This is a genomic window from Mycobacterium sp. D16Q13, assembly GCF_002013375.1.
GTDB lineage: Bacteria > Actinomycetota > Actinomycetes > Mycobacteriales > Mycobacteriaceae > Mycobacterium.
This window is the reverse complement of the sequence record NZ_MAEW01000016.1, coordinates 14,378-31,471: the sequence shown is the minus strand read 5'-3', so window position 1 is coordinate 31,471 and position 17,094 is coordinate 14,378. Positions and strand designations below refer to the sequence as shown.

Below are 17,094 nucleotides of genomic sequence, written 5' to 3'. Positions count from 1 at the left end.
CAGGTCCGTGCCCGGCACGGTAATGCGCGGGACCTTAGACAGTCCACGGAGATTCGCCGTCGCCGAGGGTAAGCTCGGCGCCAGCCCTGTGCTGCTCACGGGGATCGGGAGAGGATGCGCGATGTTCTATTGGCTGCTGAAGTTCATCTTCATGGGGCCGATCCTGCAGCTGATGGGCCGCCCGAAAGTCGAAGGTCTGGAGAACGTCCCTTCGTCCGGGCCGGTAATCCTGGCAGGTAACCACCTCGCGGTGGTGGACAGCTTCTACTTGTGCCTGGTGTTGCGCCGCCGGGTCACCTTCCTGGCCAAGAGCGAGTACTTCACGGAGCCCGGGTTCAAGGGCTGGCTCAAGAAGGTCTTCTTCAGTGGCGCCGGGCAGGTTCCGATCGATCGGGCCAGCGCCGACGCCGCCGAGAATGCTCTGAGCACCGCTAAGCGGTTACTCGGGGAGGGCAAGCTGCTGGGCATCTACCCGGAGGGCACCCGGTCTCCGGATGGACGCCTGTACAAGGGCAAGACGGGCTTGGCGCGCATGGCGCTGGCCACGGGGGTACCGGTGATCCCGATCGCGATGGTCGGCACCGATGTGATGAATCCGCCGGGAACCGCTCGCTGGCACTTTTCCAAGGTCACCGTCAAGATCGGCAAGCCGCTGGACTTCGCGCGTTTCGACGGGATGGCCGGAAACCGCTTCATCGAACGTGCGGTCATCGACGAGGTGATGTACGAGCTGATGCAGCTGTCCGGTCAGGAGTACGTCGACATCTACGCGTCCGCGCTCAAGGAGAGCACCGGCAAGCCCACGGAGTCCTCCACGCAGCCCGATCGCATCCCGGAGAGCGCCGCCGGTTAATCGGGGGTCTGTGCATCTTCCCTGCATCTGACGTGGCACCTCGCCGTGGGGCGTGGGTCAGCTATCCGCGCCGCGCCCGCTAGTCTTGAGGCCACCCGGCGGGAGAACTGAGAGATGCGAGGGCCGTGCCGAATTCAATAACCGAAACCACCATCGCGGACCGCGGCTCCGCTCGTCGAGTTGCCAGATGGATCACGTGGGGTGGCCCGCTCGTCCTCGCTGTCGCTCTGTTGCTGCACGCGGTCGTCTTCATTCACTGGCCGACGTATGCGCTGCAGATCGACGTGTTGGTGTACCGATTCGGTGGCACCCGCGTACTGGACGGGCTGGATCTCTACTCGATCGGGCGCAATGGCGAGCTCGACGATCTGCTGTTCACCTACACACCGTTCGCGGCATTGGTCTTCACCCCGCTGGCCTTCATCACCGACTTCACGGCGCAGATCCTGTCGCTTGTGGTGTTCCCGGCGCTGCTCGTCTACTCGGTGTGGCGCATGCTGGCCTGGCTGAATGTCTCCGCTAAGGCCGGGTTGTGGGGGCTGCTGGCCCTGTTGGTCGGGCTGGTTTCGTGGCTGGAGCCGGTCCGGCTCTCCATTCAGCTGGGTCAGATCAACCTGCTGATACTGGCCGTCGTGGTCACGGACATCCTGGCTCCCAAACGGTGGAAGCTGGCCGGGATCGGCATCGGGATCGTGGCCGGCATCAAGCTAACCCCGATGATCTTCATCGTCTTCTTGTTCCTGGTGGGACGGATTCGCGCGGCCGTCGTCGCGACCGTCACACTGCTTGGCACCATCGGACTGGGCTTCGTCTTCCTGCCCTCCGCCTCGCATTACTACTGGGTGGACCGTGCTTTCGAGAAGATCAGTCGCATCACCCGCGATCCCACCGCGAGCACCAGCATCAGCGGACTGTTTCTCAGATTGGACCTGTCGGCCGGGACCGCCACCGCCTTGTCGGTGCTGGTGATCGCGGCGAGTCTGGTGGTCGCGGTCCTGGCCTATCGGCGCGGTCAGCTGCTGCTGGCGATCTCCATCGTGGGGATGGCGTCGGCGGCAGCCTCGCCGTTCAGCTGGAGCCATCACTGGGTGTGGTTCGTGCCGTTGGTCGTCCATCTGGGTTACCGCGGGTACGTGCTGGGTAAACGGGCGTCGGCGGTCACGATGTGGGCGTTCTGCGCGGTGTTCGCGGCCTGGTTCACCAGCCTGAGCGGCAAGACACCGGACTCGGGTGCGTTGACGCTGCGACCAGGCGGCGTGCTGAACGACCTGATACCCAGCCTCTACGTGTTCGTTCATCTCGCGGTGCTCGTGGCCAGCTGGATATGGCTGCGGCGTGCCCCGTCGGACGTGAACGATGGTGTGCGCGAGGCCGAGCCGGCGCGGGCCGATGAGCTGGCGCCGGCCTCTCCGGCGCACAACTAGGCGGCACGCGTGCGTTATTTCTACGACACGGAGTTCATTGACGACGGCCGCACCATCGAACTCATCTCCATCGGGATGGTGTGTGAAGACGGCCGTGAGTACTACGCCGTCTCCACCGCCTTCGATCCACAGCAGGCGGGCCCGTGGGTGCGCCAGAACGTGCTGCCGAAGCTGCCGGCGTTGTCGTCCCCACTGTGGCGCTCACGCGGTCAGATTCGCGATGAGCTGGCCGAGTTCCTCGGTCTGAACGGTGGTGGGCCGACCGACCCGATCGAACTGTGGGCCTGGGTGGGTGCCTACGACCACGTGGCGCTCTGTCAGCTGTGGGGACCCATGACGGCGCTGCCCCGGCCGATCCCACGGTTCACCCTGGAACTCAAGCAGCTGTGGCACGACCTGGGCCAGCCGACTGTGCCGAAACGGCCCGCCGACTCGCACGATGCACTGGTGGATGCCCGGTACAACCTGGCCCGCTACCGCGCGATGGTCCCGCCCGGCTGATCGCCACGCAATCCCGGGTAAAAATCCGCTGGTAAGGGGCGGTTAAGATGGGTTCGTGAACTGGACAGTCGACGTCCCCATCGACCAATTGCCGGAGCTGCCGCCGCTCCCGGCCGATCTGCGTCAGCGCCTGGATACCGCGCTCGCCAAACCTGCTGCTCAGCAGCCGAGCTGGCCCGCGAATCAGGCCGCTGCCATGCGGACCGTGCTGGAAAGCGTGCCCCCGATCACCGTCCCCGCGGAGATCCAGCGTTTGCAGGGCCAGCTGGCCCAGGTGGCACGTGGTGAGGCATTCCTGCTGCAGGGCGGAGACTGCGCCGAGACCTTCGCCGACAACACCGAGCCGCATATCCGGGCCAACATCCGTGCATTGCTGCAGATGGCGGTGGTGCTGACATACGGGTCCAGCATGCCGGTGGTCAAGCTGGCCCGTATCGCCGGCCAGTACGCCAAGCCGCGCAGCTCGGATACCGACGCCCTGGGGCTGAAGTCTTACCGCGGCGACATGGTGAACGGCTTTGCCCCCGATGCCGCACTGCGCGAGCACGACGCGTCGCGCCTGGTGCGCGCCTACGCCAATGCCAGCGCCGCGATGAACCTGGTGCGTGCCGTGACTGGCTCGGGCCTGGCTTCGCTGGCCCTGGTGCACGACTGGAACCGCGAATTCGTCCGCACCTCGCCCGCGGGTGCGCGGTACGAGGCGCTGGCCTCCGAGATCGACCGCGGCCTGAAGTTCATGAGCGCCTGTGGCGTGGCGGATTCCAACCTGGACACCGCCGAGATCTACGCGAGTCACGAGGCGCTGGTGCTCGACTACGAGCGGGCGATGCTGCGCCTGGCCGAGGACGAGAACGGCGAGCCCGCGCTCTACGATCTGTCGGCCCACTACCTGTGGATCGGCGATCGCACGCGGCAACTCGATCACGCCCATGTGGCCTTCGCCGAGATCATCGCCAACCCGATCGGGATGAAGATCGGCCCGACGACCACGCCCGATCAGGCCGTCGAATACGTGGAACGCCTTGACCCGCATAACAAGCCGGGCCGTCTGACATTCGTCTCGCGGATGGGCAACTCGAAGGTGCGGGATCTGCTTCCGCCGATCATCGAGAAGGTGCAGGCCACCGGACATCAGATCGTCTGGCAGTGCGATCCCATGCACGGCAACACCCACGAGTCGCCCAGCGGTTACAAGACACGGCATTTCGATCGGATCGTCGACGAGGTGCAGGGTTACTTCGAGGTGCACAACGCACTCGGCACGCATCCGGGCGGTATTCACGTCGAGATCACCGGTGAGAACGTCACCGAATGTCTTGGTGGGGCCCAGGATATTTCGGATGATGACCTGGCCGGTCGCTACGAGACGGCATGCGACCCGCGTCTGAACACCCAGCAGTCGCTGGAGTTGGCGTTCCTCGTCGCGGAGATGCTCAGGGACTAGAGCAGGTTGGTGATGTTGGCGCCCAGCGACCAGCATCCCGCCGCCACCGAGCTGGTGATGATGAGGACGATCACCAGCCACATGAAGATCGCGCGGCGGCTCTGCTGACGTTCGTACCGGTAGTCCGAGTCGTCGATATCGGCGAAGAACGCCGATTCGTCGGATTCGTCGTCGAATTCCCGATCGAATTCGGGCTCGTACGCGGGCACCGGGTCCATCATCCGTGTGGGATTGGGCACCCTGCGGCGCGGCGCGGCGCTGGGTCGTGGAGCGACGCCCAGGGCCGCCGCGGCCGAGGCGGTGTCGGCGGCGTCGAGATCACGGGCCGGTGCGGCGTCCGTGCTGCCGCCCGTCTCGATCAGCCGGCTGCGGTATAGCTGTTCGGCCACATGCTGTTTGGAATCCCGGGGCGCGGGCACCCGGAAGGACGGCAGGTGCAGTTCGGCGGCGATGGCGTCGAGTTCGGCGCCCATCTGTGCGGCGTCGGCGTAGCGCGCGTCCGGGTCGCGGGAGGTGGCGCGCAGCACCAGCTCGTCGAACTCCTCCGGGATACCGTCGATCGCCTCACTGGGTGCCGGGACATCACGATCGATGCGTTGATAGGCCAGCGCCAACGGCGTGTCGCCGGTGAATGGTGTTGAACCGGTGAGTAACTCGTACATCAAGATCCCGGCCGAATAGACATCGCTGCGTGGGCCTGCCGAGCCGGTGCGCACCTGCTCGGGGGACAGGTACGCTGCGGTGCCCAAGATCACGCTGGTCGAGGTTATCCCGGCTTCGGCGACGGCACGGACGAGCCCGAAATCGGCGAGTTTGACCTCGCCGTCATCGGAGATCAAGACATTCTCGGGTTTGACGTCGCGGTGCACCAGTCCCGACCGGTGTGCGACCGCCAATCCGCCCAGCATCGGGTTGAACACCGCGGCCACCGCGTGCGGCGGCATGGGCCCGCGTTCACGCAGCAGCTCCCGCAGTGTGCCCCCGTCGATCAGTTCCATCACCAGGAACGGGTGCCTACCATCCATTCCCTGGTCGAACACGGCCACCAGACCCGGGTGACGCAGCCGGGCGACGGCCCGGGCTTCGAGCCGGAATCGTGCGAGAAACCCGGTGTCGGAGGCGTAGCGGCTGTCCATCACCTTCACGGCCACCGGGCGGTCCAGCCGGGTGTCCAGCCCGCGGTAGACGGTCGACATACCGCCCGTCGCGATCGCGGTTTCGATGCGATACCGACTGTCGAGCACCGCCCCGATCATGGGATCGAGGCGGCCGGTCGGGGACTTGGGCGATGTCATCGCATCGATCGTATCGAGTGATGCGGGATCGCCCCGCCGTCAATGTCGCTTGTCGAGCATTTCGCGGACGGAGTTGAGCATCGGCCCGGCCCCCGAAAACAGCATGGTCCGCCATTGACGATGCAGGGGGATGGCGGGGTCAAACCGGCTATAGGTGACCCGCAGCCGGGTGCCACCAGGTTCCGGGAGCAGGTTCCACCGGGAGGTCACTTCGATTCCGGGGGCGGTCAGCACCTGTTCGATGTGATCGCAGGGCTCCACGCTGGTGTAGGTGGTGCGGAGCACGCCATCGAATCCGACCGCGGGCTGCGGATGGGTGATGAGGACGCGGGTCTCGCCGACCTCGACCGGTGCGTCGTTGACTTCTTTCACCTGCGAGGCGGTGAGTTCGAGGGAGACGAGAACATCCCAGACCTTCTCGACGGGGTAGGGGTAGTACTCGCTGTGGGTGACCGATGTCGGATCGCCGGAACTCGTCACGATCCGAAGGTTACGCGTGTCACCACACCCGGAGGACACTTTTGGGCGACCGTGGCCCGCAGGACGACTAGCGTCATTGGTCATGAGCGCAATTCCCTACGTCGCCGACACGCTTGACGCCGATGAGCCGCTGTTCTCTCTCAAGGAAGTGGCTACGCGCCTGCGGGTAACGGTGAGCAAGGTTCAGCAGTATCTGCGTGACGGTGAGCTGATCGCGGTGCGGCGCGATGGCGAAATCAAAGTTCCCGTCATCTTTTTCAGCCCCGAAGGGCCCGTGGTGAAGCATCTGTCCGGGCTGTTGTCCGTGCTGCGCGACGGGGGATATCACGAGCCGGAAATCATGCGCTGGTTGTTCACCGGTGATGAGTCGCTGACCGTGACCAGGGACGGCACCACCGAACGTATCGAGGCGGCCCGTCCGGTCGACGCACTGCACGGCCACCAAGCACGCGAAGTATTGCGGCGCGCGCAGGCGATGGCCTACTAGGCGGCGGGTGCCGGAGTATCGGCCCCGGCCGGTTCGGGTTCGTGTGACTCGGGTGCGGTGTTGATCATCCGCCACGCGATCGCGGCACAGGTCGCGGCGATCAGCACGTGGATCCACACGTACATGCCGTGGGAGCCATCGGGTTTGAAGATCACCATGATCCAGGTGGAGAACCCGGCGATGGCGGCGATGGCGGCGCGTGATTGCAGCAGCGGCGCCGCGATGGCCAGCGGCCACGTGTAGTACCAGGGCAGCGCGGCGGGTGCCATGAGCACCACGATCACCATCGCCCACAGGATCCCGAACATCGCATCGCGTTCGTTGTGCCGGTGCCGCCACCACACCACCGGCAGCGCGAGGGCCACCAGTGCGGCGCCGACAGTGCGGGTGATCGACAGCAGGGCATCGAAGTTGACGGTGACGAAAAGGCCCGCGACGACGTTGATGAGGTTGGCGACCGCGGTAGGCACCGTCAGCCAGTTGATGATTTTCACCGAGCCCGCCAGTGCGGGCAGCCATCCCAGGCCGACCCCGGCGATCCAGGACAGCACGGCGAAGACCGCGGCCACGATCGCGACGGAGGTCGCCGACGCCATCGTGAACGCGACGACCGGGCGGCGCTGCGGCGAGCCCTGGTCGGCGTTCTGAACGAGCCGGCGCATCCAGATCCACACCAGGAAGGGCAGCGCCAGCCCGGCGGTGGCCTTGACCGCGACCGCCAATGTCACTACTGCGATGCCCCAAACATGTTGCCGCTCAAGGGCGAGTGCGATGCCCGCCATCATGAGGCCGACCATCAGCATCTCGTTGTGCACACCGCCCATGAGATGGATGATGACCAGCGGGTTGAGCACACAGATCCACAGCGCCTTGCTGGCGTTGGCGGAAAGACAGCGCGCGACGTGGGGTGTGGCCCACACCAGCAGGGCCAGCCCGGGCAGCATGCACAGCCGCAGCAACATGGTTCCCGCCACCACGTCGTCTCCGACGATCTGAGTGACGAATCGTGCGATAAGCATGAACAGCGGCCCGTACGGCGCGGTTGTGGTGGACCAGATCGGACTGACGTTCTCCAGCAACGGGTTCGGGTTCTCCACCGGCCCCACCACGTACGGGTCGAATCCGTCACGCAGCAATGCGCCCTGGGCGAGGTAGGAGTACGCGTCCCGGCTGAACACCGGCACGGAGGCCAGCAGCGGCAGCAGCCAGCAGGGAATGACGATCAGGATGGACTCTTTGGTCACCTTGCCGGCGATCACATGCCGACCCAGCCCGAGCCACGCCAGCAGCATGAGGACCACCCCGAGCCACATGCAGATCGAGGACACCACCAACCCGTGGCCGAAACGCAACCAGGACAGCCCGACCGATTCCAGCAGCGGGTCGTGTTGCCGGGTGCTGCCCGCACCCAACCCGCCGATGGCGATGAGGATGGCGCCACCGAATCCGGTGACGGCCGCGCGTCCGGCGGGGGACCGCAGGAAGACGCCTGCCCACCCGGCATTTTCCAGGGGAGGCTCCACAGCCTTTGATGATGTACTCACGTGATCATGCGCTCCGGTTGGACACCAATCGGACAAGATCTGACAGCGCGGCACGGGCGTCGTCGGCGATATCGGCGCCGGCCAACTGATCCAGTGCGCGGTGTGTGTGCTCTTCGATACGGGATTCAACGGCCGCCAGCGCGCCTAAGTCGACTATCAGTGAACACATCTCGGCGACCTGCTGATCCGTGAGCGGGCTGCCGATCCAGGAGTGCAGCATGTCCTCGGCGGCATTGTCGTTGATGCGTGCCAGCCGCAGCGCCTCGGCCAACAGCACGGTGCGCTTTCCGGCACGCAGGTCGTCGCCGGCGGGTTTCCCGGTCACCTTGGGGTCGCCGAAAACGCCGAGTACGTCGTCGCGCAGCTGGAATGCGACGCCGATATCCAGCCCGACATCGCCGAGAAGTCCGGAGATCCCCGGGTTCTCGGCCGCGATCGCGACACCCAGCTGCAGCGGTCGCTGCACGGTGTAGCCGGCGGTCTTGAAGCGGATCACTCTCATGGCTGTTTCGACGGACTCATCGCCAGAGGATTCGGACAGAATGTCCAGATATTGGCCGCCGAGCACCTCGCTGCGCAGGATCGACCACACGCCCCGAGTCCGCGCATGTGCCTCCGGGGACAGCCCTGCCCCGGCCACCATGTCGTCGGCCCAGGTCAGTGCCAGATCGCCGAGGAGAATGGCGGCGGAAATGCCGAACTGCTCGGCGGAGCCGGACCAGTTGTTCTCGCGATGCAGGGCGGCGAACTCGACGTGGATGGTGGGTTCACCGCGGCGAGTGGCGGAGCTGTCGATGACGTCATCGTGGATCAGCGCGCACGTGTGCAGCAGTTCGAGGGCGGCACACACCCGCAGCACGTCGGGGTTCCACGGGTCGGGGTCGTCGGTGACCGCTCGCCAGCCCCAGTAGGCGAACGCCGGGCGCAGCCTCTTGCCGCCACGCAGCACAAACTGGTCGAGGGCGGTTATCGCATGCTCATAGTTCTGCCCGATATGCGCGGTGTGCTCGCGGCATTCGGCCAGGAACTGGCTCAGTTGGTCGCTCACCGCATCGGTCAGGTGCCGGGCGTTGGCAGCGGCTACGTTGACACTCAGCGGGGCGTCCTTTCACGGTGCGGTAATTGGTCCCGGATGCGCGGGGAGTGAACCCAGACTAATCGCACCTATCCTGGACAGGTGACAACTCACCCGCTCGACCGTGACGCATCGGTCGCCGAGCTGCAGGATCCGGGGTCGATCGCCGATCGACTCGCCGCGGTTCCGCCCGGCGATGTCGCGTTCTCGGTGGAGTTCATGCCGCCCCGCGACGAGGCGGCTGAGGCTCGGTTGTGGCGGGCGGCAAGAGTTTTCGAGCGGTATCAGCCGGTGTTCGTCTCGGTGACCTATGGTGCGGGCGGTTCAACCCGCGACCGCACGGTGCGGGTGACCGGCGAGCTGGCCGAGAACACCACCTTGCTCCCGGTCGCACATCTGACCGCCGTCGGACATTCCGTCGACGAGTTGCGCGCGATGGTGGGGGCCTATGTGGACCGTGGCATCACCAATATCCTTGCCCTGCGCGGCGATCCGGCCGGGGACGTGAATGCGGAATGGATTCCGCACCCAGGTGGCCTGACCTACGCCGAAGAGCTGGTGCGGCTGGTTCGTGATCTGGGCGATTTCCATGTCGGGGTGGCTTCTTTCCCGGAGGGCCATCCGCAGGCGATCGATCTGGAACGCGATACGGCCAATCTGGTGAACAAGCTGCGGGCAGGCGCCGAGTACTCCATTACCCAGATGTTCTTCGACGTCGACGACTACCTGCGGCTGCGTGATCGGGTGGTGGCCGCCGATCCAGAACAAGGAGCCAAGCCGATCGTTCCGGGGCTGATGCCCATCACGTCGCTGCGGTCGGTGCGTAGGCAGGTCGAGCTCGCCTCCTCGACGCTGCCCGCTGCGCTAGAGGAACGGCTTCTCCGGGCTGCCGGAGACGGTCCCGAGGAGAACCGTGACGAGGTTCGCAAGGTCGGCGTCGAGGTCGCCACCGCGATGGCCTCCCGGCTGATCGCCGAGGGCGTTCCGTGCGTGCACTTCATGACGCTCAACTTCGCGCGGGCCACCTCCGAGGTGCTGGAGAATCTCGGCGTGCGGGTTACTCCGGGAACTGGTCGGGCGTAAACCGGGGGGATTGGTCACGGTCCAGCCACGCCAGGGACGCGACGAGGGCGCCCACCAGCAGCGCAGAGATCGTCACGAAGATCGCGGCCCCGTTGAACGAGCGGGTGCTGGGGTCGCTGTAGCGGGCGGTCGCACTGAATGTGCTGACCACGCCGGGATTGAGTTTCCATTGCACGGCGTCGGAACCGAGCGTCTCCCCGTTGGTCGATTCGATATCGCCGGGAAAGGAAATGGCCAGCGACACATCGGCATTTGAGGTGTCTTCCAGCGCGGTGAGATCGGCGCGGCCCTCCAGCACGACAACGTCGCCGTTGCGTCGCAGTGTCAGGTCGAATCCGGCGGCGTTCTTGTTCATCCCGGCCAGCTGGGGGACCTCCGCGAAGGTCAGATCGTTGAAAATGGCACGCGACCCCACCATGCCGTTCTCCTCGTACTCGCCCACCTGAACCTTCTGGGCGAACGACATGTTGCGGTCGAGCTGAGGGCCCTTATCGTCCTTGCCCTGCGGTTTAGCGACGGCGATCAGTTGGCCGGAGACGTGATCGTCGGTGGTGACGGTCATCGAGGCCTTGATACGCACACATCCCGACAGCAGCGGCAGCGTCGTCAACAACAGCACGGCGACGATGCGCCCCACCCGCCCTGGCCTAGTCATCGTGGCTCATCGTGCCAGACGGTGGTCACGTCCGGCTGCCGATAGCCGGGCTCCAGAGGCAGCGGCCGGCCAAGTACGGCGAATCGTCTGGGATCTCCCGCGAACTGGTGCTGCCGGATGACATCGGTGAATCCGAGCCGCCGGTACAGCCGCCATGCCCGGTTGGACTCACCGGTGATCTCGGGGGTGGACAGCAGGACGTGCGATTCGGAGCGGCCCGCCAGCAGCCGCCGCGCCAACGCCTCGCCAAAGCCGTGCCCCTGAAGCCCCGGGTCGACATGCAGTTCCGTCAACTCGAAGTACTGGTCGAGCAGGGCGCTGATGCGATCGCGCGGCACTCCCGATTTCCGCAGGCCCTGGCTGACCTGCTGGTGCCACCATTGGTCCGCGGCACCGCGATACCCGTAGGCGATCCCGACGATGCGTGCCTGGTCCATCAGATCCTCATCGGGCCTGGTGTAGTCAGACGATGGGACGGCCGGAGCATCGAAGATGGCGGCCGCCTGCCAGCCGCGTCTGCGGCTGTGCTCGAGCCACATGGGAGCGCGCTGATCCTCGGTGCCATGCGGATAGCCCATGGCGATGACATAGACACGAAGCGCTTCGCTGAGCCTGCGCTGCATATCGCGTTGCGACAAGTCGGCCAGGAATGTCGTCAACGTGCGTCCTTTTGGTTTCCGTGTGGGCTCGGTGTGTACCGCCCGGGTTTATCACGCTCTGCCCAGTCCTGGGTGCTGTCGCTCTTTTTCCCGGGTCCGTCGGCGCGCCGCGTCGTGGGAGGTTGCCCGGTGGGGCTTGGCTGGGAGATTGGTGGGTGAACCGGGTGGTATAGCGGGTATTCACCTCGTATTATGAACGTGAGGGTGTTGTAACCGCGGCACCCTTGATAAAACGACACGACATACTCAACCGGTTGCGATGCGCCAGAGGGAGGGACCGATGCCACTCTCCGAGCACGAGCAGCGCATGCTCGACCAGATTGAGAGCGCGCTGTACGCGGAGGATCCCAAGTTTGCGTCGAGTGTGCGCGGAGGACGCCTGGGTGCGACCTCCGGCCGCCGCCGCCTGCAGGGTGCGGCGCTTTTCTGCATCGGATTGGCGATGTTGGTGGTTGGTGTCGCCGTGCCCGCCACCCAGATTGGGAACTTCCCGATCCTGAGCGTCATCGGATTCGTGGTGATGTTCGGTGCCGCGGTCTTCGCAATCATTGGGAGCCGGCGTTCCGAGGCAAGTGCTGCCGGGCAAGCAGGACCAGGTGGGGTCAGCGGTCGCATTCGCCGCCCCCGTGCCGCCGGGTCATTCGCGCAGCGCATGGAAGAGCGCTTCCGCCGCCGTTTCGACAACTGACACACGTCATCTAAAGCAGCTCGAGATCACAGACCCGCGCACTCCGCGCGGGTCTGTCGCTGTATGCGTTGCTGCGTGAGCAGGTTCAGCCCGGGCCCGCGCGCCGTGAGGTGACCGCTCGCAAGCCTGTTCGCCCGGGCAGGCCAAATCGTTATCAACTCGTCTGGATACTGGCGCCCCACTCATCCCCACTAGGTTGACCTGGGGAAACAATATGTCGGTGGCCTCTGAGGACCTGCTGGTGGGTGCATCGTGGGGAGACACGCGGCAAATCAGATTCAAAGTGGGGGATTGTGGGGTAAAGTGGCGCCTATCGGAGGGAAGGGTAGCTCCGAAGGGTTTGGACAGGGAGGTGTCGAGATGTTTCTCGGTACCTACACGCCCAGGCTCGACGACAAGGGGCGGCTGACATTGCCCGCCAAGTTTCGAGACGCACTAGCGGGAGGGTTGATGGTCACCAAAAGCCAGGACCACAGCCTCGCCGTCTATCCGCGGGCCGAATTCGAACAGCTGGCACGCAAGGCGGCCACGGCCTCTCGCAGCAACCCCGAGGCTCGCGCCTTCCTGCGCAACCTGGCCGCGGCCACCGACGAACAACATCCGGACGCCCAGGGGCGCATCACCCTGTCCGCCGACCACCGGCGGTACGCGGATTTGTCCAAGGACTGCGTAGTCATCGGATCCGTTGACTACCTAGAGATTTGGGATGCCGCTAAGTGGCAGCAGTACCTGGAGGAACACGAAGAGAACTTCTCGACGGCCAGCGATGAATCCCTCAATGGCATCTTCTGAGCGAGCCCGCGCAGCGCGGCCTCTGTCCGATACGGCCCTGGCGTACTTCCCCGACGCCAGGTTCGCACCATCGGGCAGGGACCGGGCTGCACGGTTTCCTCGCACCTACCAGCGCGCCCATAGAGGCATGTCCCGCCCCTACGGGGGCGTTTCTCGCTCCCGGAGGGGTGTCGCCGTGTCTGACAACAATTCTCGGCCCGGGTTCGGTCACATCCCGGTCATGCCCGAGCGCTGCTACGAGCTCCTGGCCCCGGCCCTGACGGCCCGGTCCGCGGACGGATCCGGCGCCATTTTCGTCGACGCCACCCTCGGCGCGGGTGGGCACACCGAGTACTTCCTCTCCACGCTGCCGGGCCTCACGGTCGTCGGTCTCGATCGTGATACCAACGCCCTGGACATCGCCCGAACGCGGCTAGCGCCCTTCGGGACGCGATTCGCCGCGGTTCATACCCGCTACGACGGCCTTGCCGATGCGCTTGAGGGATTGGGTTACCGGACAACGTCTTCGGTTGACGCGGTGCTCTTCGATCTGGGCGTATCCTCCATGCAGCTCGATCAGGCCGAGCGCGGCTTTGCCTATTCGGTTGACGCTCCGTTGGACATGCGGATGAACGCGCACGACGCGCTGACCGCAGCGGACATCCTGAACACCTATTCGGCGGCAGAGCTGTCCAGGGTGCTCAGCAGGTTCGGGGAGGAGCGCTTCGCGCGCCGGATCGCCGGCGAGATCGTCCGGCGCCGCGCCATCGAACCCTTCACGCGCAGTGGGCAGTTGGTTGAGCTGCTGTACGCCGCCATCCCCGCCGCCACCCGTCGTACCGGCGGTCATCCAGCGAAACGGACTTTCCAGGCCCTTCGGATCGCGGTTAACGCCGAGCTCGAATCCCTTGCCGCCGCGATACCTACCGCGATGGCGGCGTTACGCCCGGGTGGTCGAATCGCGGTCATGGCCTACCAGTCGCTCGAGGACAAGATCGTCAAGGCGGAGTTCGCGACCGCCATCGCATCCCGGTCGCCCATCGACTTACCGGTCGAGTTGCCCAGTGATGCACCGGAGTTCAGGGCAATCACCCGCGGCGCCGAACGGGCGAATGATGCGGAAATAGAAGTCAATCCACGTAGTGCGCCAGTGCGGTTACGGGCAGTCGAACGAGTTGCGGATAGGAGGAGCGCATGATTGGGGTGCGCAAGAAGGCTGCTGAGGCCCCCAAGAAGAACAGTTCCGCCAAGCCCGCCAAACGTCGCGGTGCCACACTCAAGGCAACCGGTGCCGGTCCTTCGCCGCGCCCGCGCCGTTCTGCTCCGCAGACCATGCCGATCCCGGTGCAGCGTCAGGCGCCCGAGAAGATCCGTCCGGCAACCAGCACCCAACAGGCAAAGGCCCGGGCAAAGGCGCGCAAGGCCAAGGCGCCCAAGGTCATTCGCATACCGTTACGTGAAAGAATTCTCACCCGCCTGTCCGGTGTGGACCTGCGGCCACATGTGTGGATCGCGAAGGTTCCGTTCGTCGTGCTGGTCATCGGTGCTCTCGGTGTTGGCCTGGCCATCACACTGTGGTTGTCGACCGATGCCGCGGAACGGTCATACCAGCTGGGTACCCAGCGGCGCACCAATGAGAGTCTGTTGCAACGCAAGGAAGCCCTTGAACGCGATGTGTTGCGTGCGGAATCCGCACCGGCACTCGCGGATTCGGCGCGTGACCTCGGCATGATCCCGTCGCGTGATATCGCGCATCTGGTGCGGGACCCGCAGGGCAACTGGCTGCTGGTAGGTGCTCCGAAGCCCGCGGAAGGTGTCGCGCCGGCGCCGCTGAACTCCGTGATCCCCGATGATGTCGATGCTGTTCCGAAGGCCGGTAACTCGGTCGAGGTGCCCGTGCAGCTGCCGCCCGCACCGCCGCCGGTGGCCGTGGTGCCGCATATGCCACCGCCGGCGGCCGTGCCCGCGCCCGTGGTGGAAGCTCCTGCGGGACAGGACCCGGCCCTCGCGCAGCCCGCGGTGCAGGTGCCCGCACCGGTCGTGGCGGCGCCGGATCCCGCTGTCGCGATACCGCCCCCCGTGGCCGACGCGCCGCAAGCATCAAATATCGCGAATTCTCCAGTTACCGGGGAACAATTCAATCCCGTGGCAACAACGAGTCCCCGCCCGGCGACGTGACCCGGGAGGATCGGTCCCGGCCGGTCGGTGCCCGTCGCACCCGACGGCCGATCGCTGCCGTTTCGCGGACAGCCGGATTCGCCTTTCGGCACCGGGCGGGCAATATCATCATCTTCCTCACGCTCGCCATCGCCGCCGTCCAGTTGTTCACTCTGCAGGGACCGCGCGCCGCGGGTCTGCGTGCCGAGGCCGCGGGTCAGCTGAAGGTCACCGAGACCGAGAAGGCGTTGCGCGGCACCATCGTCGACCGCGCGGGCAACAAACTGGCCTTCACCATCGAGGCTCGTGCTCTTACCTTCCAGCCGAAGAAGATTCGCGAACAACTCACCAAGGCGTGGGAGAAAAGTCACGAGACCCTCAAGGACCCTGGGAAGAGTGACGCCGCTAAAGCCGCGGCGGCGAAAATCAGGGCCGTCGAGCCCGAGCAGCGGCTGCAGGACATCGCCGCCGGGGTCTCTGCCAAGCTCGGTAACAAACCGGATGCCAAGAGCCTGCTGAAGAAGATCCGCAGCGACGACACCTTCGCGTATCTGGCGCGCTCGGTGGATCCGGCCGTCGCCGCCGAGATCGTCAAGGAGTTCCCAGAAGTGGGGTCCGAGCGGCAGGACATCCGCCAGTATCCCGGTGGCTCATTGGCCGCCAACATCGTGGGCAGCATCGACTGGGAGGGCTACGGCCTTCTCGGGCTTGAAGATTCCCTGGACAGCGCATTGGCCGGCAAGGACGGGGCGCAGACCTTCGACCGTGGCTCTGACGGCGCGGTGATTCCGGGCAGCTACCGCGACCAGCACAATGCCGTCAACGGATCCACCGTCGAACTCACGCTGGACAACGACATTCAGTTCTACGTGCAGCAGCAGGTCCAGCAGGCCAAGGACTTGTCCGAGGCGCGCAGCGTCTCCGCCGTCGTGCTTGATTCCAAGACCGGTGAGGTCCTGGCGATGGCCAATGACAACACCTTTGACCCGTCACAGAACCTTGGTAAGCAGGGCAACCGCGAGATGGGCAATCTATCGGTGTCCTCGCCGTTCGAGCCCGGATCGGTGAATAAGGTCATCACCGCCTCGGCGGTCATCGAAAACGACTTGTCCAACCCCGATGAGGTGCTGCAGGTTCCGGGTTCCATCAACATGGGCGGGGTGACCGTCCGGGACGCATGGCCGCACGGCACGGTGCCCTTCACTACCACCGGCGTCTTCGGAAAGTCTTCCAACGTGGGCACGCTGATGCTGGCCCAGCGCGTCGGCCCGGAACGGTTCATGGATCTGGTGGACAAGTTCGGTCTGGGGCAGCGCACGGGCGTCGGCCTGCCCGGCGAGAGCGCCGGTATTGTGCCGCCGATCGAGCAATGGTCGGGCAGCACCTTCTCGAACCTGCCCATCGGTCAAGGCCTGTCGATGACGCTGCTGCAGATGACGGGTATGTACCAGGCCATCGCCAACGATGGCGTGCGGATGCCGCCGCGCATCCTCAAGAGCATCACGGCGCCCGATGGCACCCGCAAGGAAGAGCCGCGCCCCGAGCCGGTGCAGGTGGTCAACGCGGGGACCGCGCGCACCGTCCGGAATATGCTGCGCGCGGTGCTGCAACCCGATGCGCGTCAGATTCAGAACGGCACCGGCGCGTCCGGCGCTGTCGAGGGTTACCAGCTGAGCGGAAAAACGGGTACGGCCCAGCAGATCAATCCGGCCTGCGGGTGCTACTTCGACGACGTGTACTGGATCACCTTCGCGGGAATCGCCACCACAGATGACCCCCGTTACGTCATCGGCATCGAGATGAACGCGCCCAGACGGGGTTCCGATGGGTCTGCGCACATGACCGCGGCACCGCTATTCCACAACATCGCGTCCTGGCTCATGCGGCGTCAAAACGTGCCACTATCACCCGATCCCGGCCCACCGCTCGTCCTGCAGGCCACCTGAGCCGGTCCTCATCGGGTCAAGGGTATGCGGCC

The 17,094-nt window shown here is 65.5% G+C and carries 17 protein-coding genes; 11 read left to right on the top strand and 6 right to left on the bottom strand.

Annotated features, from left to right (window positions below; genetic code table 11):
• The first annotated feature begins 121 nt into the window (after positions 1-121).
• The 4 genes from B4400_RS17630 to B4400_RS17615 all read left to right on the top strand — a co-directional run bounded on the left by B4400_RS17630 (position 122) and on the right by B4400_RS17615 (position 4,222).
• Positions 122-853, top strand: coding sequence for a lysophospholipid acyltransferase family protein (locus B4400_RS17630; RefSeq protein ID WP_078311820.1), 732 nt, complete (start codon positions 122-124; stop codon positions 851-853).
• Between the two features lie 125 nt (positions 854-978).
• Positions 979-2,277 (top strand): glycosyltransferase 87 family protein, encoded by a 1,299-nt coding sequence (locus tag B4400_RS17625; RefSeq protein ID WP_078311819.1) that lies wholly within the window; start codon positions 979-981, stop codon positions 2,275-2,277.
• A gap of 9 nt (positions 2,278-2,286) precedes the next feature.
• Positions 2,287-2,778, top strand: coding sequence for a polyadenylate-specific 3'-exoribonuclease AS (locus B4400_RS17620; RefSeq protein WP_078311818.1), 492 nt, complete (start codon positions 2,287-2,289; stop codon positions 2,776-2,778).
• Positions 2,779-2,833: 55 nt separating this feature from the next.
• Positions 2,834-4,222, top strand: coding sequence for a class II 3-deoxy-7-phosphoheptulonate synthase (locus tag B4400_RS17615; RefSeq protein ID WP_078311817.1), 1,389 nt, complete (start codon positions 2,834-2,836; stop codon positions 4,220-4,222).
• On the opposite strand, the gene B4400_RS17610 is transcribed toward B4400_RS17615, so the two are convergent.
• Positions 4,219-5,517, bottom strand: a complete 1,299-nt coding sequence (locus B4400_RS17610; RefSeq protein WP_139361461.1) for a protein kinase domain-containing protein — start codon at positions 5,515-5,517, stop codon at positions 4,219-4,221. The two genes, B4400_RS17615 and B4400_RS17610, sit on opposite strands and share 4 nt — an antisense overlap.
• Before the next feature lie 39 nt (positions 5,518-5,556).
• Positions 5,557-5,997: an SRPBCC family protein gene (locus B4400_RS17605; protein WP_078311816.1), complete on the bottom strand. Its 441-nt coding sequence runs from the start codon at positions 5,995-5,997 to the stop codon at positions 5,557-5,559.
• 82 nt (positions 5,998-6,079) lie between these two features.
• On the opposite strand from B4400_RS17605, the gene B4400_RS17600 reads away from it, so the two are divergent.
• Positions 6,080-6,484 (top strand): Rv2175c family DNA-binding protein, encoded by a 405-nt coding sequence (locus tag B4400_RS17600; protein WP_078311815.1) that lies wholly within the window; start codon positions 6,080-6,082, stop codon positions 6,482-6,484.
• Here B4400_RS17600 and B4400_RS17595 read toward each other — a convergent pair.
• Both B4400_RS17595 and B4400_RS17590 read right to left on the bottom strand, forming a co-directional pair.
• Positions 6,481-7,995 carry an alpha-(1->6)-mannopyranosyltransferase A gene (locus tag B4400_RS17595; RefSeq protein ID WP_170915046.1) on the bottom strand — a complete coding sequence of 505 codons (1,515 nt, stop codon included), beginning with the start codon at positions 7,993-7,995 and terminating at the stop codon, positions 6,481-6,483. The genes B4400_RS17600 and B4400_RS17595 overlap by 4 nt on opposite strands.
• A gap of 37 nt (positions 7,996-8,032) precedes the next feature.
• Positions 8,033-9,076 carry a polyprenyl synthetase family protein gene (locus B4400_RS17590; protein ID WP_078311813.1) on the bottom strand — a complete coding sequence of 348 codons (1,044 nt, stop codon included), beginning with the start codon at positions 9,074-9,076 and terminating at the stop codon, positions 8,033-8,035.
• A 129-nt stretch (positions 9,077-9,205) separates the two neighbouring features.
• Here B4400_RS17590 and metF point away from each other — a divergent pair, with 129 nt between their 5' ends.
• Positions 9,206-10,186, top strand: coding sequence for a methylenetetrahydrofolate reductase [NAD(P)H] (metF, locus tag B4400_RS17585; protein ID WP_078311812.1), 981 nt, complete (start codon positions 9,206-9,208; stop codon positions 10,184-10,186).
• On the opposite strand, the gene B4400_RS17580 is transcribed toward metF, so the two are convergent.
• Positions 10,161-10,823: an LppM family (lipo)protein gene (locus B4400_RS17580; RefSeq protein ID WP_078291544.1), complete on the bottom strand. Its 663-nt coding sequence runs from the start codon at positions 10,821-10,823 to the stop codon at positions 10,161-10,163. The genes metF and B4400_RS17580 overlap by 26 nt on opposite strands.
• Before the next feature lie 14 nt (positions 10,824-10,837).
• Positions 10,838-11,500 (bottom strand): GNAT family N-acetyltransferase, encoded by a 663-nt coding sequence (locus tag B4400_RS17575; RefSeq protein ID WP_078311811.1) that lies wholly within the window; start codon positions 11,498-11,500, stop codon positions 10,838-10,840.
• A 280-nt stretch (positions 11,501-11,780) separates the two neighbouring features.
• Between B4400_RS17575 and B4400_RS17570 the strand changes: the two genes are divergently transcribed.
• The 5 genes from B4400_RS17570 (at position 11,781) to B4400_RS17550 (ending at position 17,062) form a co-directional block, all read left to right on the top strand.
• Positions 11,781-12,188 (top strand): SCO2097 family morphological protein, encoded by a 408-nt coding sequence (locus B4400_RS17570; protein ID WP_078311851.1) that lies wholly within the window; start codon positions 11,781-11,783, stop codon positions 12,186-12,188.
• Positions 12,189-12,548: 360 nt separating this feature from the next.
• Positions 12,549-12,980 carry a division/cell wall cluster transcriptional repressor MraZ gene (mraZ, locus tag B4400_RS17565; RefSeq protein WP_078291548.1) on the top strand — a complete coding sequence of 144 codons (432 nt, stop codon included), beginning with the start codon at positions 12,549-12,551 and terminating at the stop codon, positions 12,978-12,980.
• On the top strand, positions 12,955-14,157 hold the full coding sequence (rsmH, locus tag B4400_RS17560) for a 16S rRNA (cytosine(1402)-N(4))-methyltransferase RsmH (RefSeq protein ID WP_502688412.1): 1,203 nt from the start codon (positions 12,955-12,957) through the stop codon (positions 14,155-14,157). The genes mraZ and rsmH overlap by 26 nt, the downstream gene beginning before the upstream one ends.
• Positions 14,154-15,137 carry a cell division protein FtsL gene (gene ftsL / locus B4400_RS17555; RefSeq protein ID WP_078311809.1) on the top strand — a complete coding sequence of 328 codons (984 nt, stop codon included), beginning with the start codon at positions 14,154-14,156 and terminating at the stop codon, positions 15,135-15,137. Before rsmH ends, ftsL begins: the two co-directional genes overlap by 4 nt.
• Positions 15,134-17,062 carry a peptidoglycan D,D-transpeptidase FtsI family protein gene (locus B4400_RS17550; RefSeq protein WP_078311808.1) on the top strand — a complete coding sequence of 643 codons (1,929 nt, stop codon included), beginning with the start codon at positions 15,134-15,136 and terminating at the stop codon, positions 17,060-17,062. Before ftsL ends, B4400_RS17550 begins: the two co-directional genes overlap by 4 nt.
• Positions 17,063-17,094 lie beyond the last annotated feature (32 nt).

What these genes read in the sequence shown, in the direction of transcription:
- B4400_RS17630 (WP_078311820.1), top strand. Translation starts at nt 122, where the DNA reads ATGTTCTATTGGCTGCTGAAGTTCATCTTCATGGGGCCGATCCTGCAG.
- B4400_RS17610 (WP_139361461.1), bottom strand. Translation starts at nt 5,517, where the DNA reads ATGACATCGCCCAAGTCCCCGACCGGCCGCCTCGATCCCATGATCGGG.
- B4400_RS17600 (WP_078311815.1), top strand. Translation starts at nt 6,080, where the DNA reads ATGAGCGCAATTCCCTACGTCGCCGACACGCTTGACGCCGATGAGCCG.
- B4400_RS17570 (WP_078311851.1), top strand. Translation starts at nt 11,781, where the DNA reads ATGCCACTCTCCGAGCACGAGCAGCGCATGCTCGACCAGATTGAGAGC.
- mraZ (WP_078291548.1), top strand. Translation starts at nt 12,549, where the DNA reads ATGTTTCTCGGTACCTACACGCCCAGGCTCGACGACAAGGGGCGGCTG.
- rsmH (WP_502688412.1), top strand. Translation starts at nt 12,955, where the DNA reads ATGAATCCCTCAATGGCATCTTCTGAGCGAGCCCGCGCAGCGCGGCCT.
- ftsL (WP_078311809.1), top strand. Translation starts at nt 14,154, where the DNA reads ATGATTGGGGTGCGCAAGAAGGCTGCTGAGGCCCCCAAGAAGAACAGT.